The organism is Granulicella sp. dw_53, from assembly GCF_018449545.1.
Classification (GTDB): Bacteria; Acidobacteriota; Terriglobia; order Terriglobales; family Acidobacteriaceae; genus Edaphobacter.
Genome location: NZ_JAAVUR010000015.1, coordinates 122,748 through 143,222 on the forward strand (window position 1 = coordinate 122,748; position 20,475 = coordinate 143,222).

Genomic DNA, 20,475 nt, shown 5'->3' on the forward strand with positions numbered 1-20,475 from the left:
CAGAAGCCCATGAAGCCAAACGAGGGTTCCACCGCCATCGGGAAGTCGGTCGTCGTTCGAGGAGAACTCTCCGGCAACGAAGACCTGTATTTAGATGGCGACCTTGAAGGAACCATTACGCTGACCGAGAGCCGTCTTACGCTCGGACCCAATGCAAGGGTCAAGGCAGACCTGAACGTTCGTGATCTGGTCGTCTTCGGTCGACTGACAGGCAATGTTCGGGCCACGGGGAGCATCGATCTGCGCCAGTCCGCCGTCGTCAGTGGCGATCTGGTCGCCAGCAGGCTCTCCATCGAAGAGAGCGCCCTGATCCAGGGCCGCGTCGAGCTGACTACCGCCTCTGAGAAGCACTCCACGAGGGAAGCCGCAGAGCCCAGCGCGACATTCGCGCTCGAGCCACAGGCTTAGGCAGGAGGGAAGCGAGGACGATGCGCAACCTCTTCGGCGGTAACGATAATTCAGGTAACTCCAAGGGCCAGGGCAACGAGCGAATTCCCCGTCACTCCAGCGGATGGAAGGAGCTGTTGAAGCATCTGCGCGGCGAAGAGTCGCTGCGCATCCTCGACATCGGCCCTACCTCCTCGACGAATATCAACTTCATCACCAGCATCGGCCACAGTATCTACATGGCGAATCTGGTGGAGGAGGCTGCTAAGCCGGAATGGATCACCGCAGGAGAACCAGGTGAGCCCGCCGGATTCGACGTCGACGGCTTTCTAGCCTCGAACCTCAACTTCTCGGGACGCATCTTCGATGTAGTCATTCTTTGGGATACAGCAGACTATCTGCCGGAGATACTGCTACCCGCGGTACTCAACCGAATTCATAGCGTCATGCAGGAGGGCGGCTTGATGCTTGCCTTCTTCCATACCAAGGCTGAAGGTCCCGAGACGGCCTTCTCACGCTATCACCTGACGGAGACAGATGCGGTCGAGATGCAGCGGGCCGGGAGCTATCCTATCCTTCGTACTTATAACAATCGTCAGATTGAAAATATGTTGAACGAATTTAGTAGCTACAAATTTTTTCTGGCGAAAGACAGTCTTCGCGAGGTCATTGTTACTCGTTAAATTCCTGCGAATTTTAGAAGGAAGGAAGCAATCAAAAGAGGGCGGTGCCAATGACTTATGGCGCGCGCCCTCTTTTTACACTTCTAAACCCGTTTCGAAACAGGAACCCTGTACGATTAGCCCTTTGCGAGCTGCTTTCTACGATCTGCCCAACGCTTTTTCATCGCGTCGGCGATACGTTTGCGTCCTTCGGGGCTAAGCTTGCGCTTTGCCGACTTCTTCGCAGGAGACGCCGCTACGGTCGCAACTGACTTCACGTTCTTACTGCCCTTAGGTCTACCGCGTCCGGACTGTCCAACCTGAGTTCCGGCCAGCACCGCACGGGCCTGTTGTAACTTCGCTATCTCAGCGTCGATCTCTGCAATGATCCCACTTAGGGCCACGTACTACCTCCTGTAGGCGGACATCCGTCATTGATCGAAATGATCAATTGTACGAAGTACCACTCTTGAACCATACAGAAGTATCTGGTGATTTGTAAATGAGAAGTGGAATAAAACTAAAAAAGGTAGGAATATTTCCTCTACTTTTTAACTGCTCCATTCGGAGTTGTTACATCGTTATCCGGCAAACTTACTGCAGGTTGTGCCGTACGAATGGAATATCCTGGACCAGCCTCATCTAATAGTTCGTAACGTGCCGTGCTACCTAGTCCGCGACGTCTAGTCGAATCTTCGACAGATTGTTTCAGTCCTTGCAAAGTAGCTTGTTTGTCCTGTGCAAACTCTTTCGCCATGTGAGTAAGTGCATAGGTCAAAATGTCGCTATGGTGAAGATTTTGCATATCTGGCGCGCGTCGTAGATTCAACCATAGACGGTGTACTAACTCCACCTCATCGGGCTGAATAGCCGGCGCGTGCGGTCCAATGTGGAAGCTTAAAGAATCCCCGTCGGGCTTTACCACATAGAAAGTGAACTGGCGCTTAGGCTCTGGTAACGCCTCCCAAGCCTGACCTACGTGGTAAGCCTGTTCCTGAGCGGTGAGCTTTGTAGATAGGCCAGAGACGACAGCTGCCGCATCCAGCGAGTTAGCCGTCTGTACTAATGCCGCGAAGATATCTCCCGCTGGCACCACCAGCAGAGAGATATGTTTTCCAAAACTCTCCGCGACCGAGACAGCCTTGGTAAATAGCATCTGCTCGTGTTCACTGAAGAGTTGTTCTGACGCGTCGACATAGTCTGGACCTCCGGCCCCCATCATGCGCGCAGCCAGTACAACCAGGTCTTGCTCCTCAGTGTCGGTACGTGTAAGTGCCCACTTCAACGCGAAGGGAGTAGCGGAATCCCGCATCGTAACAATAACGGCGCCGGGGCGAATCTCCAGGGACTCTCTGCCAACAGTATCTTGGTGCTCTAACTGAAAGTGTTCGCGCATCTGTTCTTTGGTCATGTCGTGTCTACGCTTGTTATCGCGCTCCGACAACGAAAAGATCACAAAGAGACTAGCGGCAAAAAGAATTCCACTTACTGTGGCTACCTTTTTAGTTAACAAGTTCACGAGCGCCGTTGTGAGCAGGACGAGAAAGACCGAAAGTAACCCCAGGGGTATCTCGGTCTTTCCAATCCGTAGGTTCAGCGGAACCTTCCAGCCGCGTTCCCCATGGTACTTCCAGCGCAGTACAAGCATGGCGAGGGAGTTGAAGGTAAAGCTCCAGATCACACCGAAGGCGTAAGCCTCGCCGAGCATAATTACATTTCCGCGAGTAACTATGATCGTGAGCAGTTGTAACGCCGCAACCAGATTTACTATTCGATAACTGGTTCCGAAACGGCGCTGCGGCTTACGAAACCAGTCTGCGAGTACCCCATCTTCGGCGACGCGCATAAGTACGCCGGTCGAACCTACGATGGCAGTATTGACCGCTCCACCTAGAATTAGAAATCCCACGATCACGACGAAGACACGGAAGGCGATGCGCAGGGCCAGCGGACCCGCCATATACATCGCCATTCCGGCAATGAGATTGTCGCGGTAGACCGGCACGCGGACCGAATCCGGAATCAGCATCACCGCCAGCATGGAGCCGAGGCCGGTAAAGAAGAAAGTGTAGATCGCGATAACGATCGCCGCGCGCTTCAGATTCTTCAGCTTCGGATGCTCGATCTCGCGATTTACCTGCGCCAGCGACTCCTCGCCGCTCATCGCCAGGACAGAGTGGCCAAACGCCATAAGTACACCGAACAATCCAACGGTCTTCATGAAGCCGGTATTCTTCAGGAAACCCATCGCATCGTCGGAAAAATGTAAGTTCTCAGGGATAGGTAGAGGCGGTAGATGCGCGCCGCGTAAGAGTGCGGTAAAGATTCCCCAGGCCAGCAGAATAACTACCATCACGGTAGTAATCTTCATGACCTTCAGAGCCTTGTCGCTCGACTCTTCGATACCCTTGGTGTTCTGCCACCAGAAATAGATCGTAACTAGTACCGCAATACAGGCTGAACTTCCGTTGATCGGAAACTGGCGTGCAGTGCCATCGACATGCACCGTCAGCAACGTCATCCAATGCCGGTCCGCACAGAGCCTCAAAACTTCATTCAATAAACCGATGATGTATTGTCCGGCGGAGACGCCCGAGATAGGTCCGGTCAGCACATAGTCGAACATCAACGCAGAGACACTTAGCTTGGCGAAGGTCCCACCCAGCGCCTCCTTGACGATGCGGTACACGCCGCCGCGAGTAAACATGCTGCAGCTCTCGACGTAGACCTTCCGCACCGCAAAGCTAAAGAGCATCACGCCCAGGATGAACCAGGGAGCCGACTTACCGACCGCCTCCTCCGCGATACCGCCGGCATAGAAGGCCGAGGAGCCAAGATCGTTCAGAACGATAGCCGCTGCCCGCCAAAAGGAGATGAAGGTGAGCATGACCGACGAGGCCACCACCAGACGGACTCGATTGGATTGCGGTTTGGAGATGCTTTGCTTGATGTCCATTATCGTGAGCGCAGTGCGTTGTTCCATTCCCGAAGGCTGTCCCTGCAAGAGACTCGTTCAGCCATCAGAATTGAATCGAAGAGATGGATCATGTCTTATGGAGAATTTAGCTGCACCCCACCCTGCAACGATCTACTCGTCCTCTTCCAGCAGCTCCTTCAGGTCACCAACCACGCTGACCGCGATTACGATTGCCGAACCAGCCATTCCGATAAAGAACAGTGGGACGACAATCCTTGCGACTAACTGAATAAAAAATTCCATGCCACAAAGATTGTATCCCCTTTGTAAAGCCCGGCTGCCTGATTCGGAGCGGGCGCCCTGCCAATAGGAACCTCCCGAGCTACGTTGAGGGGCTACGAGTTACCGTACCGTCATCATGTGAATGTTAGACTTCGCTTTGAGATGCGACTTATTCCCGCAAGGCTATGGGCCTTGGCCTTGCTCTCCGGCGTGCTTCAGGTTCTTCCGTTTCCAATCGCCGGACCTGTGCCGTTGTGGCGCACCACCTTCTGCTGGATCGCGCTGCTTCCGCTTCTAGCCGCTCTTACCCGGACAAACCGGCAAGGAGACCCACTTACTCCGTTTCAAGGGGCGATTCTGGGTTATGCCTGCGGCTTTGTCTGGTATCTAGGAAATTGTTACTGGATCTACCAGACCATGTATCTCTACGGCGGCCTGGCCAAGCCCATCGCCGCCGGAATCCTGGTACTCTTCTGCCTCTATCTCGGCCTCTACCACGCGCTCTTCGCCGCTATAGTTACAGCTCTCCGCCGCTCCCGGCTGCACATCCAGGGATCCCTCTTACTAGTTCCGTTTGTTTGGGTTGCCGTGGAATTGGCCCGCGCCCGCATCACCGGTCTGCCCTGGGATCTGTTAGGTATCGCACAAGTCGACAACCCTCTCCTGAGCCGGCTGGCCCCCCTCACCGGAGCCTACGGCCTCTCGTTCGTCATCGCCGGAGTCAACGCGCTCTGGCTGGTCCGCATCCGCTTGAAGGAGCGCCGCCACACCCGCTCGATCCTCACCGTCGCGGGAGTCGTTCTGGTGCTGCTCTACTTGGCGGTGCTGCGCCGCGTCCAGCCCCCCGCACACGTTCCAACCACGGCGGTCGCCACGCTCGTGCAGCACAATCTTAGCGTCGGCACCCAGACCGACACACAAGAGTCCACCCGGCAGATGCTCGACTCCTTCACCCGCCTCAGCCTCTTCCCGCCGGCGATGCGCTGCAACGGCATCCCCGAGCTCCCCGCCACCCGCTGCGCTGACCCCACCGGAGGCCAGAACAACTCCGTCGAAGGCCTCCACGCCATCCTGCCCACCAGCCTCATCGTCTGGCCCGAGTCCCCATCCAACTTTGAAGAGCGCGACCCCGCCTTCCGCAGTACCATGTCCACCCTGGCCCACGCGATGCGTACCCCCGTAATCGCCGGCAATATCGGCATCGACCCTAACCCGGCGACCAAGCGAGGTTACTCGCTCTACAACTCCGCCGACCTCATCGCCCCGGACGGTACCTTCACCGCCCGCTACGACAAGATCCACCTGGTCCCCTTCGGCGAGTACGTCCCCTTCAAATCCCTCTTCTTCTTCGCCGGAAACCTCCTGGGCGAAGTAGGTACCTTCGACTCCGGCACCCACCGCACCGTCCTCTCCAGTGGAGACCACCACTACGGCACCTTCATCTGCTACGAATCCATCTTCGGCGACGAGGTCCGTCAGTTCGCCAAGCAGGGAGCCGACGTGCTGGTCAACATCTCCAACGACGGCTGGTACGGCGACACCAGCGCCCCCTGGCAACATCTCAACATGGTCCGCATGCGTGCCATCGAAAACCACCGCTGGGTCCTGCGTGCCACCAACACCGGCGTCACTGCCGCCATCGACCCCTACGGCCGCGTCACATCCGCTGCACCCCGCCACATCCGCACCGCGCTCCGCGTCGCCTTCGGCTACGAGACCGACATCACCTTCTACACCGCTCACGGCGACCTCTTCGCCTGGACCTGCGTCCTCATCTCCGTACTGGCCCTCACCTACGGCCTCCTGCGTCGCCACGATTCCACCGCCAGGATGCAATAGAATCAAACCTTATGCTTGATGACCTCGAATTCCGTTACTCCCCGGTCCGCGACAGAGTCCGCGAACTGCGGGAGTATCTTTGACTCCGCCCGTCTCCGCCGCGAACTAGCCATCCTCGAAGAAAAGATCTCCGACCCTACCGTCTGGGCTGACGCCACGCGCTCGCAGCCGTTGATGCGCGAGCGCAAGCGCCTCGAAACCCTCCTCGCCGACGACGCAGAGCTCGCCCGCCGCTCCGACGACATCGAAGCCTACTTCGAGCTCGCCCGCGAAGGCGAGAATACCGAGCCCGACCTCACCCGCGAGATCCCCTCTCTCATCGACTTCTCCGAAGCCCTCGAATCGAAGACCATGCTCTCCGGCGAGACCGACCCGCTCAACGCCATCGTCGTCGTCCACCCCGGCGCAGGCGGCACCGAGTCCCAAGACTGGGCCGAGATGCTCATGCGCATGTACATCCGCTGGGGCGAGCGTCAGAACTTCAAGGTCGAGATCAACGAGGTCCAGGACGGCGACGAGGCTGGCATTAAATCCGCCACCTTCACCATCTCCGGCGACTTCGCCTTCGGTCTGCTCTCCGGCGAGACCGGCGTCCACCGCCTCGTCCGCATCTCCCCCTTCGACTCCGCCAAGCGCCGCCACACCAGCTTCGCCAGCGTATTCGTCTCGCCTGAGATCGACGACACCATCGTCATCGACATCAAGCCCGACGACCTCCGCATCGACACCTACCGCTCCGGCGGCAAGGGCGGCCAGCACGTCAACACCACCGACTCCGCCGTCCGCATCACTCACATCCCCACCGGCCTCGTCGCCGGTTGCCAGAACGAGCGCTCCCAGCACAAGAACAAGGAGCGCGCCATGAAGCTCCTCCGATCCCGCCTCTACGAGTACGAGCTCGACAAGAAAAAAGCCATCAGCCGCAAACTCGAAGACTCCAAGCTCGACATCAAGTTCGGCTCCCAGATCCGCAGCTACGTCCTGCAGCCCTACCGCATGGCGAAGGATCTCCGTACCCGCGTGGAGGTCGGCGACGTCGACAAGGTCCTCGACGGCGCGCTCGAGCCCTTCATCCGCGGTTACCTGCGCATGCGCCGCGAGGGCAACTTTCCCGCACAGACCGCGGAGGACGACGACCTCGGCTGACGAACGTCCAACCTCTTTGGTGCATCCCGGGATAGCTCCCGGCATCCAACTAGCTGCATCAGGAGGTTGAACCCGCATATGCCCAGCAAAGCCGCTGCAGAGCCCGTCGCAACCACAGAGCTTCGAAAACAGCTTCTAGCGCTCCTCAACGGCGGTCAGGCCCACGCCACCTTCGACGACGCCGTCAGGGACTTTCCCGCCAAGTTGCGCGGCACGGTTCCCGAGAGCCTTCCGTACTCCGCTTGGCAGTTGCTGGAGCATCTTCGCATCACCCAACGCGACATCCTCAACTTCAGCGCCCCTCCCACCGGTGGCTACCACCCCATCCAATGGCCGGACGACTACTGGCCCAAGGAAAAGGAGCCACCCTCCGCCCAGGCCTGGGACCAATCCATCGCCGCCGTCCACAGCGACCTCAAGCACTTCATCGCGCTCCTCGAAAACCCCTCCGCCGACCTCTTCAAGCCCTTCCGCTGGGGCGACGGCCAGAACCTCCTCCGCGAAGCCCTCCTCATCGCCGACCACACCGCCTATCATCTGGGCGAACTTATCGTCCTGCGCCGCCTGCTCGGCGCCTGGCACAAGTAACCGGCCTGGAGACTCGATGAACGAACCTGAACTGATCCGCGACATGCTCGGCGATCCCGAAACCGAAAAGATCACCATTGCCGTCGTCGGCCTCTCCGAAGACCCGTCCAAGCCAAGCCACTACGTCTCCGAGTACATGCAGCAGCGCGGCTACCAGATCTTTCCCGTTAACCCCGCCATCGCCTCCGTCCTGGGCGAGACCTCATACCCCTCCCTCACCGGCCTGCCCGTCAAACCCGATATCGTCAACGTCTTCCGCCTCCCCTCTTTCATCCCAGCCATCGTCGAGGAGATGCTGACACTCGGCCTCAAAGACCTCTGGATTCAGCAGGGAATCGTCAACCGCGAGGCCGCCGCCCGGGCCGAGGCAGGAGGCATCCGCGTCGTGATGGACCGCTGCATCATGACCGAACATCGCCGCAACCGGATCTGAAATGCTCCAATCGGGACCGAATGGTCGGGATCGCACGAAACCAAGCCGCTTCCACCCACGTCTCACAGTCGGACCCATACAATCGTTAAAGATGACCCTTCGCACAATTTTTAGAACATTCGCTGTCCTCCTCGGTCTGCTGATCGCGTCGCCGCTCTCCCAGGCTCAGCTCGCCGTCGTCGGAGACGGCGGCCCCGGCCCGGTCAAGGCACAGCACCTCACCGCGGAGCTGGTCACGCTCTCGCCCTCCATCGCGCCCGGCGGTACCCTGCAGGCCGGTCTCGTAATTACCCTCGAAGAGCATTGGCACGTCTACTGGATCAACGCGGGCGACTCCGGCGAACCGCCCAAAATCACCTGGACCCTTCCCGCCGGCATCACCGCCGGACCCATGCAGTTTCCCATTCCCAGCCGCCTTCCGCTCGGCCCCTTGATGGACTTCGGCTACGAAGACACCGTCGCCTTTCCCGTCCAGCTCTCGGCTGCAAAGTCCGTCAAACCCGGCCCAATCCATCTCGATGCCATAGTCAACTGGCTCGTCTGCCGTGAGGTCTGCATCCCCGGCAAAGCCCACCTCGGCCTCAACCTCCAGGCGACACCCACCGCCACGCCGCCTCAGACCGTAGGAGCCCTTGGCACCGCACTGACGCTGCTCCCCAAGCCGCTCCCGCCCTCCATGAAGTACACCGTAGCCGGCGGCAAGACCGACTTCGTCGTAACCCTCATCACTGGCGACACCGAATCCGACGCCGAGTTCTACCCCTTCGATCAGGAGCAGATCAACAACGCCGCCGACCAGATCGCCGAGGTCATTCCCAACGGCATCCGCATCCGCGTAAAACGCTCCGAAGATCTCAAGACCCTGCCCGCGCAGTTGCACGGTCTCATCCGCCTCAGTGACACCCAGGCCTACGACGTCACCGCCCCGGTCGTCCCCGGAGAGGTGCCTGTTGCCAACCCTGTCATCGATGGCAGCAAGAACGCCAGCGCCGTCACCACCGTGACAGCCATCGGACTGGCCTTTCTTGGCGGCATCATCCTCAACCTGATGCCCTGCGTCTTCCCGGTGCTCTTCCTCAAGGGCCTGGCGCTGGTCCAGTCCTCCGGCGAAGACCGCAGCCGTCTGCGCAGCCATGGCCTGGTCTACACCCTCGGCATTCTCGTCTCGTTCTGGGTCATCGTCGCCGCGCTGCTGGTGCTTCGCGCCGGAGGCAGCCAGGCTGGATGGGGCTTCCAGCTCCAATCCCCAACCTTTATCGCCGTCCTCGCGGCCGGATTGTTCTTCTTCGCACTCTCGCTCGCCGGACAGTTCGACCTCGGCCTCTCGCTCACCAGCGTAGGTGGAGAACTGGCCCAGAAGCAGGGCTATACCGGCAGCTTCTTCACCGGCGTCCTGGCCACCATCGTCGCCACACCCTGCACCGCTCCGCTCATGGGCGCGGCCATCGGCTTCGCCCTTGCGCAGCCCGCTGGCATCACCTTCGCCGTCTTCACCGCGCTCGGTCTAGGCCTCGCCGCACCCTATCTGCTCCTCAGCTTCAACCCCGCCTGGACGCGCCTTCTGCCCCGTCCCGGCGCATGGATGGAGACCCTCAAGCAGTTCACCTCCATCTTCCTCTTCGGCTCCGCGATCTGGCTGGCGTGGGTCTACGGCAACCTCTACTCCGGTGGAGCAGCCTCCGCTGGCGGCGTCGACCACCTGGCCCGCCTTCTCTGGTGCTTCCTCATCCTGGCGATCGCCGGCTGGGCGCTCGGCAAATGGCCCGCCAAGTGGTCCAGTGCCATCACCGCTCTGGTCCTGGCAGTCATCGCAATCGCCATTCCGCTCTACCAGCCCAAAGACACAACGCTCGTCTGGAAGCCCTACACCCAGCAAGCACTGGACTCCGCTCGCTCCTCCGGCCACCCCGTCTTCATCGACTTCACCGCCGCCTGGTGCCTTAGCTGTCAGGTCAACGAGCGGCTGGTCCTCAAGTCCGCCGAGGTCCAGAAGCAGTTCACCGCCCACAACGTCACGCTTCTTAAAGCCGACTGGACCCAGTACGACCCCGAGATCACCAAACAACTCGCCGCCGTAAATCGAAGCGGCGTACCGACATACGTGATCTATCCCACCAGCTCTCAGGCCATGCCCGATGTCCTGCCCGAGGTCCTTACCAAGTCCATCGTCGTCGACGCTCTAGCCAAAGATCTCAAATAAAGTGCAAAATTACCGGAGATTTTGACTTTTGCACCTCGAAGACGTCTCATAACCCAGCACGCATTCCAATCGCGGAGGATCCCATGGTTTCGTCAATACGCAAATGGGTCGCAACTTCAACCTTCACCCTCCTCCTGTCCGCATCGGCCCTCGCCGTCGCTCCGGGCTCCACGGCGCCGGACTTCCAGGGCACCGACTCCAACGGCAAGACCCACTCCCTCTCGCAGTACAAGGGCAAGTACGTCGTGCTGGAGTGGGCCAATCAAGGCTGTCCCTTCGATCAAAAACACTACCTCAGCGGAAGCATGGAGTCGCTCCAGAAGAAGTGGACCGGCAAGGGCGTCGTCTGGCTCTCCGTCATCTCCTCCGCTCCCGGCCAACAGGGCTTCGTCTCCCCAACTGAAGAGAACGAATACCTCAAGAAGATGAACGCCGCTCCCACCGCCGCCATCCTCGACCCCAGCGGCAAAATCGGCCGTCTCTACTCGGCCAAGACCACCCCGCACATGTTCGTCATCGATCCCACCGGAAAGCTGATCTACCAAGGCGCAATCGACGACAAGCCCACCACCGACCAAGCCGACCTGAAGGGCGCACATAACTACCTCGAGGAAGCCCTCAGATCCGCAATGGCTGGAAAACCCGTATCCACCGCCTCCACCCGCGCCTATGGATGTTCGGTAAAGTACGCCGACTGAGTCTCTCTAGAACCCCTTACCTCCCGCCGGAATAAAAGACGATCCAGTAAATTTATCTAGCGGGAGAGTAAGACCATGAAGAAAAGTGAATTGCCAACGCAGGATCCCAGCGAGCAATACCGATCCGCAGAAGGCTTATCCCGCAGAACCATGCTCAAAGGATTAGCAGCGGTAGGGATCGCAGCAGTCCCACCCAGCACATCGTCGGCTGAGACAAACCGAGACGAACTCGACCGTCGCGTAGCAGAGTCAAGCCCAACCCCAGGAACCTCTCAGAGCGAGCTCGACTCCGCTAGAATGGCCGAAGTCGTTCGCTTCACCGCGGAGACTTTAACCACCGACCATCCCATCCCCTTCGGCGCGCTGATCGTCAACACAGCGACCGGGGAGCTCCTGCAAAAAGCTGTGAACGCCGTCGGACAAGAGAACGACCCCAGCAGTCACGCCGAACTCCGCACCGTCCGTCTCGCCTGCAAAAAACTAGGATCGTCCTCGCTTCACGGATACACCTTGTACACCACCTGCGAGCCCTGTCCCATGTGCATGGCCGACCTCTTGTGGGCAGGCATCGACCGCGTCGTCTACGGCGCAACCATCGAAGACGCCAGTCGCCACTGCCTTCAGATCCACATCTCCGCCGCCGAAGTAGTCCGGCGCAGCGATATCAAGTGCGAGATCACTGGCCCGGTCGAGCGCGACCTCGCCTACACAACCCTCTTCACCCACCCCAACATGCTCAAGGCCTTCGAGCTTTGGAAGCAAGGCTCCCAAGCCAAACAGAAGTGAAACCCATAGCCCGCACCGCCGACTAAAAGTAAGCAGGCAGCAAGAGCCATCCATCATTCTCCGCCACTACCGCCCGCCTTCTTCTCCCGTTTGATCCGAGCAATCTCATCCATCCGCTGCGCCAGCAGCTTCTCTCTACCCTCATTCGTAGGCTGATAGTAGCGCCGTCCCCTCAACCCCGCCGGCAGACACTCCATATCCGCCACCCGGCCTTCGACGTCATGCGCATACTGATAGTCCTTCCCATAATCCAACTCCTTCATCAGTTTCGTAGGAGCATTCCGCAGATGCAGTGGAACCGGCTCCGCCGCCGTAGCCTCGATATCCGCCTGCACCGCACCATAGGCCGTATAAAGCGCATTCGACTTCGGCGCCAGCGCCAGATACACCACCGCCTGCGCCAATGCCAGCCCACCCTCCGGCTGCCCCAGAAAGTGCATCGCATCCCTCGCGCTCAGGCAAAGATTCAAAGCCTCTGGAGCCGCCAGCCCGATATCCTCCACCGCCATCCGAACCACCCGCCGCGCCACATACATCGGGTCCTCGCCCGCCTCCAACATCCGCCCCAGCCAGTACAGCGCCGCATCCGCATCCGAGTTCCTTACACTCTTATGCAGCGCCGAGATGATGTCGTAGTGCTGCTCCCCCTTCTTGTCGTAGAGCAACACCCGTCGCTGTAAAGCCTCCGCCGCCAGCGCTTTCGTAATCGCCCGCTCCCCCCGCCCCTCTGCCAGCGAAGCTGCGACGTCCAAAGCATTCAGCGCATTACGGGCATCCCCACTCGAATAAGAAGCAATCGTAGCCAGAGCCTCCGCATCCGCCTCCAAACCCATCGCCCCCAACCCACGCTCGCTATCCGCCAAAGCCCGCTGCAACAGCCCGACGATCTGCTCCTCCGTCAGCGCCACCAGCGTATAAACCCTGCACCGAGACAGCAGCGCCGCATTGATCTCGAACGAAGGATTCTCCGTCGTCGCCCCAATCAGCCGAATCGTCCCCCGCTCCACATAGGGCAAAAACGCATCCTGCTGCGCCTTGTTGAACCGATGAATCTCATCCACAAAGAGAATCGTCCGCGACCCAAAGCCCGCCGCCTTCTCCGCCTCCACCATCACCTGCTTGATCTCCTTGATCCCCGACAGCACCGCCGAGAACTCAATAAAGCTCGCCTCCGTCACTTGCGCAATAATCTTCGCCAGCGTCGTCTTACCCACGCCCGGCGGCCCCCAGAAGATCATCGAAGCCGGATCGTCCCGCTCAATCGCCAACCGCAACGGCTTCCCGGCCGCTAACAGATGCTCCTGCCCCGTATACTCCGCCAAACTCCTCGGCCTCATCCTCTCAGCCAGCGGAGCCTGCCGAGCATGGGCCGCCGCTGCCGCCATCGGCTCCGCCCCAAACAGACTCATCGCCCACCCCCAACCGCCGCCAACCGCTGCCGCGAAGCCTCATACAACAACAGACTCCCCGCAATCGCAGCGTTCAAGCTCTCCACCGGCCCCGGGCAGGGAATCGTCACCAACCCATCCGCCATCTCCAGCCACTCCGCAGCCAACCCCGCACCCTCATTCCCAATCAACACCGCACAAGCCCCGGTAAAGTCCTCCTCCTGCGCCGCCTTCACCCCATACCCATCCGCCCCCACAGCCGCCAGCAATCGTACCCCCCGCGCCTTCAGCCCCGCAGCCGCCTCTAAATCCATCCCAGCCACCGGCACCCGAAACACGCTCCCCGCCGAGGCCCGCAGCGCCTTCTGATTCCATGCACTCACCGTCCCCGGAGTCGTCAACACTCCACTCGCCCCAAACGCCTCCGCCGACCGCACCAGCGTCCCCAGGTTCCCCGGATCCTGCAACCCCGCCGCCACCAGAATCAGCGGCACCCCTACCATCACATCCTCCAGCTCCCGCACCGGAGGCACCAGCAGCGCCGCTATCCCCTGCGGAGACTGCGTCTCCACCGTGCTCGCAAAGATCTCCTCCGTGAGCCGCAACACCTCCACCCCCCGCGGAACAATCCGCGGAACCTCCCGCCCCTCAGCCAGAAAGACAGTCTTGAAGACCATCCCACTCCGCAGCGCCTCCTCCAGCAGATGATCGCCCTCAATCGCGACCAACCCTCCGCTCAACCGCGCATGCCCTGCAAAAGCCGCGCGCAGCTGTTTCACACGACTGTTCGTTCGGCTGGTAATCACAGGCAAATTCGGGGCAAATCCTCGCTCAGACATTGCTTGAATCTTACGCTGCCAGGCAGCCAGCCCGCAGACACATCCCCCGCCCGAGCCCCGGCATTGGTATGCTAAGGAGCGGAACTGCGGAGCCCCATTCCCCGCGACAACAGACCCCACCAGGCACAGGAGCCAGATTTGACGGCAGAGACCCTCCGCATCCATCCCGACGAACCCGAGCCGGAGCTCATAGAAATCGTCGTCAAGAGCCTCAACAGCGGCAACGTCGTCGCTCTGCCCACCGACACCTTCTACGGCCTCGCCGTCGATCCCGTCAATCTCCGCGCCGTCGACCGCATCTATGACATCAAGACCCGCGCCCGCCATAAGCCCCTCTCGCTACTCATCGCGGAGGTCGCCCAGGCCTACGAGCTCGCCCGCTCCCTCGACACCGCCTTCGACCGCCTCGCCGAAAAGTTCTGGCCCGGACCCCTCACCATCATCGTCAAAGCCGGCGGCAAGCTGCCCCTGCGCGTCACCGCCAACACCGGCAACCTCGCCCTGCGCGTCCCCGAGGCGGCTATCCCCCGCGCCATCGTCGCCCGCCTCGGCCTTCCCATCACCGCCACCTCCGCCAACCTCTCCGGCCTCCCGGAGTGTACCTACGCCGCCGGAGTCCGCGACCAGCTCGGCGACCAGATCCCCCTCATCGTCGACGGCGGTCCCACCGCCCGCTCCACCGCCACCACCATCGTCGATCTCTCCGGCGGCGGCAACTCCTGGATGATCCTGCGCGAGGGAGCCATCCCCACCCACGAGATCGCATTGGCGCTACAGCACTGATACCATTCGAGTCATCCGCAACGTCATGGCTCCAAAATCCGATCCCCGCCCAAGCTCCAGCTTCTTTCCGCGCCTTCTTCTGGCGCTGTTGCTTCTGGCTGCGCTCGGCTGGTGCGTCTGGGTCTACCTCCAGATCGACGCCGTAGCCCACGACGACGAGGCCCAGCCCGCCGACGCCATCGCCGTCTTCGGCGCGGCAGAGTACTCCGGCCGCCCCTCGCCCGTCTTTCACGCCCGCCTCGACCACGCCGTCGGCCTCTACCGCAAAAAGATCGCCCCCGTAGTCATCACCCTCGGCGGCGGCAGCGATAAAGACTCCGGCAACACCGAGGGCGGCGTAGGCCGCGACTACCTCCTCGCCAACGGCATCCCCTTCTCCGACATCATCGCCGAGACCCACTCCATCGACACCGAGCAGCAGGTCCACCGCCTCGCCTCTATCGCCCGCGAGAACGACTTCCACCTCATCGTCGTCGTCAGCGACGCCACCCACCTCTTCCGCATCCGCGAGCTCTGCAGCGACGCTGGCCTCACCGTCCTGACCTCCCCCCGCCCCTCCCTCGGACACATCAGCAACTACGACCTCGCCATGCGCTACTTCCACGAGATCCTCAGCTACACCTCGCTCCGCCTCCACATCAACGAAACCTGGATGCACCACTGGCTGGACGGCAAGAACGACGACTAAACATCAGGAAGCCCCAAATCCGGGTGCCCCACCCTTTTGCAGTCTCACCGCAATAGGGTGGGGTATCGTGCAAAGCACGACCGCCTTCCTTCCCACCTCACAGCCGCCTAGATGGGGAAACCTCAGACAAAACCCACCGCCTTCCTCACCCAACCCAAACCGCTCGGGTGCCCCATCCTTCGCGCCTCTGTCTCTAGCGAAGGGTGGGATCGAGAAAAGCCCACTCTCCCTCTTCCCATTTACGACTGACCCCAACCACACCCTACAAAACCAACCAACAATAAACCCACCCAGCCACCCCCGCAGCAAACACCGTAGAAGAAAAATTAACCAGATCGTTTCCCAGCCACCCTCTCCTCTCCACCGTCCCACCCAACACACTATCGAAGAACAAACCTAACACCCCAGCCCCCACCGAGATCCCCACCACCCGAGCCGAAAGATGCATCGCCCACGCTCCCGCCACCCCGACCAGCACGCTCCCAGCTACGCCTGCCACCGTCCCCAGCAGAGTCACCGCCCCATCCACCCCCGGCTCAACGCGCCGCAGACTCAGCAGCATCACCGGAGCCCCACCATAAGCCTGACCAATCTCGGACGAAACCGTATCCGCCGTAGCCTCCGCCAGCGCCGCCAGACACATCACCTTCATCGCCTCTTCGATCCAAAGCTGCACCGGCACGGAGCTATCGAAGAAGCGTGCCCAGGCATGAATCCCAACATAAGCCACCGGCGTAACGCACAGCGCCGCAGCCGAGAGATTGGCGATCACCTGGCTGGCGCTTCTGCCTCTTCGGCTCTCCGCCAGCCCTGCCTTGGCCTTCTTCCTGCGTCCAGCCCGAGTCGAAACAAAGGTCAGGACAAACAGCAACAGCAGCGGCGTAAGCGCGGTCCGTGCAATGGAATCACCATAGGACGCCGTCCCGAACATCAGCAACAGACAGGTCATCCCGCCGCTGACCGCGCCCCCAGGAGTCGCGGATCTAAGCCTCCAAACCAGCCCTGCAAAACAGGCACTCACCGCCACAGCCCCGAACAGCGGAGAGTGAATGGTCATCGGCCAGCCCAGCAGCAATGTCCAGACACTCAGCCCAACCAGCACCGTTCCCATCACCCAGACCAGGACCCGCGATTGCACCCCGTCCCGCGCCTCCGGTATCGCCTTTCGCCACAATCTGTCCATCATCTCCCGCCCTTAGCCGCCGTGATTTACAATCAACCCTAGAGCATAGCCATTAACGGTTGCAACGCAGGAGCAGTTTTGCACTTAGCAAGAATCGAAGCATCAGGAACCACCAGGCCGCGGGCATACCGGCACATGATTCAGTCCGCCGGCCGGTTCGCCTTGGCGGCCGCAGCTCTGGTCTCTGTGGTCGGATGCGGCAACAACTACCGCCCGGTCGTCACAGCCATTAACCCCGTTGGCCCGGCACTCCAGCCTACGAAGTACGCCGTGGCAATCTCCAGTTCGCCCAACGCCGGAACCCCCGGGCTCATGACGTTGGTCAACTTCTCCGGAGATACCATCGTGGTAACGCCGCAGGTCGGTGTCGCGCCCTACTACCTTGCGGTCGACCCCACTGGAACGAATGGCTATACGCTGAACGGCGACGGCACCGTCACCTCCTTCGATATCTCCACCACCCTGCAGACCAAGGACGTCCTTCAGACCACGCTCCTCACCGGCGCCAAGCCCGTCAGCATCCTCAATCAGGGTGGAAATACTTACATCGCAGAGCCGGGTCTCAACGCGGTCGCTCAGTTGACTGGATTGCCTCTCGCCCTCAAGCAGTCCTTCACCGTCGCGCCCAACGTGGTCTACGTCGTCGGAGCCACCAACGCTCCCCGTGCCTACTCCATCAGCCAGGGAGCCAATCCCGGCGTGGCCAACGGAGAGGTCAGTGGAATCGAGACCACCACCAACACACTCTCCAGCGTATTGGCTGTCGGCCGTGGTCCCGTCTATGGCGTCATGACGGCAGATGGCAAGCGAGCCTTCGTCCTCAATAAGACCGATGGCACCCTCAGCGTCATCAACGCGCAGACCAACCAGTTGGATGCGCCCAACACCACCATTCCCGTCGGCGTCAATCCCATCTGGGCCGACCTCGCACCGACCAGAACCGAGGTCGTCGTCGCGAACGCCGGAGACGGTACCAACCCCGGCACTCTCAGCATCGTCAACATCCCGCTCTGCAACGCTGCGGCCCAGGTCTCCAATCCACTCTGCGACGTCAACAATCCCATCGACGCAACGGGCTTCGGACAGGTTCTGGCAAACGTCCCCGTCGGCCACAGCCCGGTCATGGTCACCGTCCTGCAAGACGTCACCAACCCTCGGGCCTACGTGGCGAACTTCGCCGACAGCACCGTCTCCGTGGTTAACCTGACCACCAACACCGTCACCGCGACCATCCCCGTAACCGGTCACCCCATCTACATCGCCTCCAGTTCGGGCACGCCCACCGGCAAGGTCTACGTCGTCACTGCCGACACCGTCGCCAACACCGGCAACAGCGTCATGACCATCATCAACACCGACACCGACACCGTGCGAACCACCATCAACCTGCAAGGCATCGGCGTCTCAGTCCGCGTAACAGCACCCTAACAACCGAAAACGGAAGCCTGGACATCCGACCCACAAAATCTCAAGCCCCATAAAAATCTGCAACTACCAAAACGTGGGGACCACCACAAAAACGGGTGCCCCACCCTTTTTGCAGCTTCATCGCAAATAGGGTGGGGTATCGTGCAAAGCACGACCGCCTTCCTCGCCCAGCCCACAACTCCGGTTGAACCAAGCCCTCCACCCAACCCAAACACCGTTGTCTTTCTCTCACGCACCCCCCAAGCCCGGGTACGCCATCCTTCGCGCCTCTGTCTCTCGCGAAGGGTGGGATTCTCCGCTCTCCCACAGCCACATACAGGGTACCCATCCGAAGCCAAGACGAAAGATCTATTGTCGGTGTTCTCACCTCAGTTTTTAATCCCCCAAAAACCCAGCAAAATCAAATGTCAACCCCCAAAACAACTTAACCCCATCAAAACAAAAGAAATAAAAGTGGCACGTTAGTTTCGGTCAAACCCATAAAATAGAACAAGAGATGAAAAGCCCCCAATGCACCGGGTGCTTTTCATCGTCTGTAAGTCATTTGGAAACACCTATTTGGACGTAATCCTAATGATTGGAATATTTTAGCCAGGGGAAGGCCTGCCAGCTGATTGAAACCATTCGAGTTACGCCCAGGCAAGGGGGGTGGGATCGAGACGTTGCACCGTTGTCGGCTCCGTTTGATGGGCGGCTAGTAGCCGAGGCTACCATGAGGCCCTTGGAGGTTGTAGAAGTTGTTCCAGGGCTTGAGGGAGGCGTCGCGTTGTTCCGAGTCTGTCCAGTGTTTGCGAGCTGCCGTCCAGCAAACCCGACTCCGCCCAGCCGAAAGTGGGGTGTGGGGGGAATTCTTTACAACTTGGCTGATGCTGTCTAGGCTGGCTGCTCAAGAATGGAGACAGTGAAATGGAATTTGATCCGGCGAAGGTCCCGATGCAGACGGTTTATAACCTGCTGGTCGGTTTAGTGGCTCCTCGTCCTATTGCGTTGGTGACGAGCATGGATGTGGACGGACGGATGAATGCTGCTCCGTTCAGTTCGTATAACTACCTTTGCAGGGAGCCGCCGATTTTGGGTTTGGGGATCGTGAATCGACCTGGAAGGACTCTGGTGCCCAAGGATACTTCGCGCAATATTCGACGGACGGGTGAGTTCGTGGTGAATGTCGTGACGGAGGATCTGATGGAGAAGATGAATATCTGCTCTACGGAGTTTCCAGAGGAGGTGAATGAACTGGAGCTGGCGGGGCTGACGACTGCTCCGTCGCAGCATGTGAAGGTGCCACGGATCGCGGAGGCGCATGCGGCGTTTGAGTGCGTGGAGCACCTGACGATCGAGATTGGCGAGACGCGGATCGTTCTGGGCAGGGTGGTGGGGATTTATGTGGAGGATCAATTTATCGATTCCGCAGGGCCCTATGTGAAGGCGGACGAGATGCATCAGGTCGGGAGGATGAATGGGAAGGGTTTGTATGTCCACACTAGGGATGCGCTGATGACGATGCCACGGATCTCGTATGAGGCATGGCAGAGGGGCGAGCGGTAGAGTGTGCGGCGAGTTTAGGAAGATTTATAAACGCGTGCTATTTGTTTTCTGTAACTGCTCCTCGTGATCCCAGGCGAGTTTCCCAATTCCGGATTGGCTCGCAACTCGTTCGTGACCGTGGCTTCACAGACCCAGGACTGAGTGGAGGAATGTCTTAGAACTAATTAGCTATTGCGTCCTAATGCGCTGTGGTAGAGTGATCGGCTGTTAGGAGACCGATTACCATGACACCTACCTCAATGCTTTTATCTACAGCTCTTTTTGTTGCGAGCTTTTCGGCTGTTGCACACGCGGCCGATCCTCCCAACGGGAGCTATCGAAAGACATGCGGAGTCCAGAGCTTTAAGGATTCTGTGTTGACGGCGCACTGCAAACCGGAGAACAGTCCCAACTTCACTACCAGTCAGATTGATATCCGTGCATGCGGCGCTGAGATATTCAATCGTGATGGTGGTCTTCAATGCTTTGCCCGGCAAGGTTGGGGTAGTGGCCGCGCCATCCCACGCGGAAGTTATATCGATAGCTGCAAGAACATCATCGTCGCTAATGACCAAAAGAGTATTGCCGCGCAGTGCAAAGATAGCAACGGAAACTACCGCAGCACTCAACTCAGACTAACGGTTGTCCACGCGGGAGTGGGGTCGACAATGACAATGGCAATCTCGTATGCCGGCGCTGATTGA

At 59.8% G+C, this 20,475-nt stretch carries 20 protein-coding genes; 15 read left to right on the forward strand and 5 right to left on the reverse strand.

Going from position 1 to position 20,475, the window contains the following annotated elements:
• Positions 1-9: 9 nt before the first annotated feature.
• Positions 10-408 carry a polymer-forming cytoskeletal protein gene (locus HB393_RS20360; protein ID WP_213807035.1) on the forward strand — a complete coding sequence of 133 codons (399 nt, stop codon included), beginning with the start codon at positions 10-12 and terminating at the stop codon, positions 406-408.
• A gap of 20 nt (positions 409-428) precedes the next feature.
• The gene (locus tag HB393_RS20365) at positions 429-1,070 is read left to right on the forward strand and encodes a class I SAM-dependent methyltransferase (RefSeq protein ID WP_255551408.1); all 642 of its coding nucleotides are present in this window, start codon (positions 429-431) and stop codon (positions 1,068-1,070) included.
• A 116-nt stretch (positions 1,071-1,186) separates the two neighbouring features.
• Here the strand turns inward: HB393_RS20365 and HB393_RS20370 are convergent, their stop codons facing one another.
• Positions 1,187-1,453 (reverse strand): hypothetical protein, encoded by a 267-nt coding sequence (locus HB393_RS20370; RefSeq protein WP_213807036.1) that lies wholly within the window; start codon positions 1,451-1,453, stop codon positions 1,187-1,189.
• 140 nt (positions 1,454-1,593) lie between these two features.
• Positions 1,594-4,032, reverse strand: a complete 2,439-nt coding sequence (locus tag HB393_RS20375; RefSeq protein WP_255551409.1) for an APC family permease — start codon at positions 4,030-4,032, stop codon at positions 1,594-1,596.
• Between the two features lie 63 nt (positions 4,033-4,095).
• Here HB393_RS20375 and HB393_RS20380 point away from each other — a divergent pair, with 63 nt between their 5' ends.
• The 8 genes from HB393_RS20380 to HB393_RS20415 all read left to right on the forward strand — a co-directional run bounded on the left by HB393_RS20380 (position 4,096) and on the right by HB393_RS20415 (position 11,938).
• Positions 4,096-4,251, forward strand: a complete 156-nt coding sequence (locus tag HB393_RS20380) for a hypothetical protein (RefSeq protein WP_213807037.1) — start codon at positions 4,096-4,098, stop codon at positions 4,249-4,251.
• A gap of 189 nt (positions 4,252-4,440) precedes the next feature.
• The gene (gene lnt / locus HB393_RS20385) at positions 4,441-6,087 is read left to right on the forward strand and encodes an apolipoprotein N-acyltransferase (protein ID WP_213807038.1); all 1,647 of its coding nucleotides are present in this window, start codon (positions 4,441-4,443) and stop codon (positions 6,085-6,087) included.
• Between the two features lie 11 nt (positions 6,088-6,098).
• Positions 6,099-7,233 (forward strand): peptide chain release factor 2 gene (prfB, locus tag HB393_RS20390; protein WP_213807039.1). Its coding sequence is split into 2 segments (ribosomal slippage): positions 6,099-6,167 and positions 6,169-7,233, totalling 1,134 coding nucleotides; the frame shifts between segments, so codons are not numbered across the junction.
• 78 nt (positions 7,234-7,311) lie between these two features.
• A complete protein-coding gene (locus HB393_RS20395; protein ID WP_213807040.1) occupies positions 7,312-7,821 on the forward strand; it encodes a DinB family protein in 510 nt (169 codons plus the stop codon).
• 16 nt (positions 7,822-7,837) lie between these two features.
• Positions 7,838-8,254 (forward strand): CoA-binding protein, encoded by a 417-nt coding sequence (locus HB393_RS20400; RefSeq protein ID WP_213807041.1) that lies wholly within the window; start codon positions 7,838-7,840, stop codon positions 8,252-8,254.
• 91 nt (positions 8,255-8,345) lie between these two features.
• The gene (locus HB393_RS20405) at positions 8,346-10,454 is read left to right on the forward strand and encodes a thioredoxin family protein (RefSeq protein WP_213807042.1); all 2,109 of its coding nucleotides are present in this window, start codon (positions 8,346-8,348) and stop codon (positions 10,452-10,454) included.
• Between the two features lie 83 nt (positions 10,455-10,537).
• Positions 10,538-11,152, forward strand: a complete 615-nt coding sequence (locus HB393_RS20410) for a thioredoxin family protein (RefSeq protein ID WP_213807043.1) — start codon at positions 10,538-10,540, stop codon at positions 11,150-11,152.
• Between the two features lie 75 nt (positions 11,153-11,227).
• A complete protein-coding gene (locus tag HB393_RS20415; RefSeq protein ID WP_213807044.1) occupies positions 11,228-11,938 on the forward strand; it encodes a nucleoside deaminase in 711 nt (236 codons plus the stop codon).
• Between the two features lie 53 nt (positions 11,939-11,991).
• Here the strand turns inward: HB393_RS20415 and HB393_RS20420 are convergent, their stop codons facing one another.
• Positions 11,992-13,347: a replication-associated recombination protein A gene (locus HB393_RS20420; protein WP_213807045.1), complete on the reverse strand. Its 1,356-nt coding sequence runs from the start codon at positions 13,345-13,347 to the stop codon at positions 11,992-11,994.
• A complete protein-coding gene (locus HB393_RS20425; RefSeq protein ID WP_345945344.1) occupies positions 13,344-14,105 on the reverse strand; it encodes an RNA methyltransferase in 762 nt (253 codons plus the stop codon). The genes HB393_RS20420 and HB393_RS20425 overlap by 4 nt, the downstream gene beginning before the upstream one ends.
• A 198-nt stretch (positions 14,106-14,303) precedes the next feature.
• Between HB393_RS20425 and HB393_RS20430 the strand changes: the two genes are divergently transcribed.
• Complete coding sequence (locus HB393_RS20430) at positions 14,304-14,948, forward strand: L-threonylcarbamoyladenylate synthase (protein ID WP_213807046.1); 645 nt, start codon at positions 14,304-14,306, stop codon at positions 14,946-14,948.
• Between the two features lie 25 nt (positions 14,949-14,973).
• Positions 14,974-15,636: a YdcF family protein gene (locus HB393_RS20435; protein WP_213807047.1), complete on the forward strand. Its 663-nt coding sequence runs from the start codon at positions 14,974-14,976 to the stop codon at positions 15,634-15,636.
• Positions 15,637-15,898: 262 nt separating this feature from the next.
• Here the strand turns inward: HB393_RS20435 and HB393_RS20440 are convergent, their stop codons facing one another.
• A complete protein-coding gene (locus HB393_RS20440) occupies positions 15,899-16,774 on the reverse strand; it encodes a DUF92 domain-containing protein (RefSeq protein WP_213807048.1) in 876 nt (291 codons plus the stop codon).
• 123 nt (positions 16,775-16,897) lie between these two features.
• Between HB393_RS20440 and HB393_RS20445 the strand changes: the two genes are divergently transcribed.
• The 3 genes from HB393_RS20445 to HB393_RS20455 all read left to right on the forward strand — a co-directional run bounded on the left by HB393_RS20445 (position 16,898) and on the right by HB393_RS20455 (position 20,475).
• On the forward strand, positions 16,898-18,247 hold the full coding sequence (locus HB393_RS20445; protein ID WP_255551412.1) for a YncE family protein: 1,350 nt from the start codon (positions 16,898-16,900) through the stop codon (positions 18,245-18,247).
• A gap of 906 nt (positions 18,248-19,153) precedes the next feature.
• Positions 19,154-19,792, forward strand: coding sequence for a flavin reductase family protein (locus HB393_RS20450; protein ID WP_213807049.1), 639 nt, complete (start codon positions 19,154-19,156; stop codon positions 19,790-19,792).
• Positions 19,793-20,016: 224 nt separating this feature from the next.
• On the forward strand, positions 20,017-20,475 hold the full coding sequence (locus tag HB393_RS20455) for a CVNH domain-containing protein (protein WP_213807050.1): 459 nt from the start codon (positions 20,017-20,019) through the stop codon (positions 20,473-20,475).